The sequence below is a fragment of the Candidatus Zixiibacteriota bacterium genome, from assembly GCA_040753495.1.
Taxonomy (GTDB): Bacteria; Zixibacteria; MSB-5A5; order GN15; family PGXB01; genus DYGG01.
This window is the reverse complement of the sequence record JBFMEF010000198.1, coordinates 1-2,160: the sequence shown is the minus strand read 5'-3', so window position 1 is coordinate 2,160 and position 2,160 is coordinate 1. Positions and strand designations below refer to the sequence as shown.

At 50.8% G+C, this 2,160-nt stretch carries 2 protein-coding genes; one reads left to right on the top strand and one right to left on the bottom strand.

Annotated elements, in window-relative coordinates:
• Window positions 1-4 precede the first annotated feature (4 nt).
• Window positions 5-1,255, bottom strand: a complete 1,251-nt coding sequence (locus AB1690_12855; GenBank protein ID MEW6016193.1) for a hypothetical protein — start codon at window positions 1,253-1,255, stop codon at window positions 5-7.
• Window positions 1,256-1,593: 338 nt separating this feature from the next.
• On the opposite strand from AB1690_12855, the gene AB1690_12850 reads away from it, so the two are divergent.
• Window positions 1,594-2,160, top strand: a 567-nt coding sequence (locus tag AB1690_12850) for a hypothetical protein (protein MEW6016192.1), incomplete at its 3' end; no start/stop codon positions are given.

Below are 2,160 nucleotides of genomic sequence, written 5' to 3'. Positions count from 1 at the left end.
AACTTCAAAGCAGACCCTCCGCCTCTTTCTCGGCCTGTTCTTTCGATATCAACCCGGCCTCAAAGAAGCGAATCAGATTATCCGCCCGGCTTTTATTAATCTCCTGCTTTTCCGATGCCAGGAAAGTGAAACTATTGTCGAACCGAACACGGCAGCGGCAATCAAATCCTTTCAAGCCGAGTTCGATATTCCCCAGCCATTCCAGAAAGCGCGCCGTCTGCCGCTGCACCGAATGCACCTGACGCATCACCAAATCATACTTGAATTGCGCCCAGTTGTGGGTGGTGCTGTAACTGTATCCGAGCATGAACGGCGCCAGATTGGTGCCGGCGCAGATTTCTTCGACCATCGCCCGATGATTCAAAAACCAGGAGTTGCCGACCGCGCGGATATTCCCGGGACCGATATATTCTATCTCAACATTGTCCCAGGTCACCGGGTTATCCTCCGGGGCGCATTCTTTAATCATCGAAACCGTCTCATCAAAGTAGGCGTTAATCCTGTCGACATAAGCCTTGTCGCTCTCCCCGGCCATCTTCTCCGGCGGTTTGACTTTGACATGCAGACGGTGATAGCCGGCGTTGTGGGTGGTCCGGTGCATATCTTCGACCAGTTGCTGCTCGATATAGGCGACAAACGGCACCGCGCTCATGATCGATTTCCCCAGTCCGACTCCTCCCTCGGCGCTCAATCCGAGGTAATAGAAATCGTCATGGTCAAGGCTTATATCCCGCTCGCCGTCATGATACAGCAGCTTCCCACTTCTTTCCGAGACCGCGATATGGGCGACATCAATCGGCAGAAACCGCTCCAGCCCGCTCTGGTCGGCGCTGACCAGGGCAAATCCGGCAAAGGCGCCGTCAGTGTAAAGCGAACTGAAAAGATACGGCAGGAACGATTCCAGCCCGGCTCCCCGCTGAAAAGAGAAGGGGTAAATCCGAAGCGCCATTTCATTCAGAACTTTCTCCGCGTCCTCCGCCTCTGTTCGTGATGATGTCTCTATTGCTTCATAATGAGCGGCGCCGGACGACAGCCGACTCCAGGTCCAGACTGTCCCGCTCAACAAGGGTATATTGTCCCGCAGGAAGCGGTAAAGATTTATCCGAAAACGGTGCGGCGTGAAACTGTCGCGACTCCAGACAAAACTGCCTCTGCCCGGGCTGGTACCGAACTGAAGACTCTGTCGGTGATGCCGATGAGGCGCGACGGTGGCTCTTCTCAAAAGGAATGAATCTGACTCAAAAGACCTGCTCATTGGACCTCCTTTTTTGACTGCGCCCGGTTTTTTTCAACATTGAATCATTAACGTTTCTGGCGGAGGGGAGAATTTTTGAAGGTAAAGTTTGGCGGAGTTATGACGATAGCCAACAGCAATACTCTGCAAGCAGTTAGGCAGAAGTGTTAGAATATTGCACAGTTATGCAACAGCCGACATTTTTTCAAAAAAGGACAAGAATGGCTATTTTATAATCTAATGAAAATCAATAAATTACACTGGAATCGATTCCGCCGAAAGTAGGCACAAAGATTGCTTATAGTTCATATGGATATTTATAACCGAAATATGACAAATTAAGATAGAGTGAGTCCTGTATGAGAAAATTTTTGTTAATGATGCTCGCCCTGACCTTACTCTCATTGCCGGCTTTCGGCTTTGAGTACAAACTGGGGTATGATTTCGGAAATCCATTTGATGAGAATAACAACTGGAGTCCGATTACCTATCCTGGCGGGGTAGGAAGTCTTCCTTCGCCCGGACTTCTGTCTGAAGGGGGAGAGAAATTCGACCTCGAAGGACTCCATTTTGCGATGACCGGAAATACCGTCCATATCGCCCTGGTCAACTCTTTCGGCACCTCGGCATATTCTACCTCCTGGCGGCAGACCTACAATCTCGGCGACATTTTCTTTGGCATAAACGGCAGCAGCACCAGTTACGCTATTGACGTTTTCACAGGCCAGCTTTATGCCGTGAATACCTACAGCGGCATTTATAACCTCCGCGGTTCATACTACAGCAACACTGCCATCCGCAATGCGGTTGGCGCGTATGATGTCACCTCGGGCACTGTCCTGGGCACTGTCAACCGCGAATATTCGATGTGGCAGGGATTGGAAACCAACCCGATGCAGGGTGCCGGCGATACCTGGGTTTTGGAA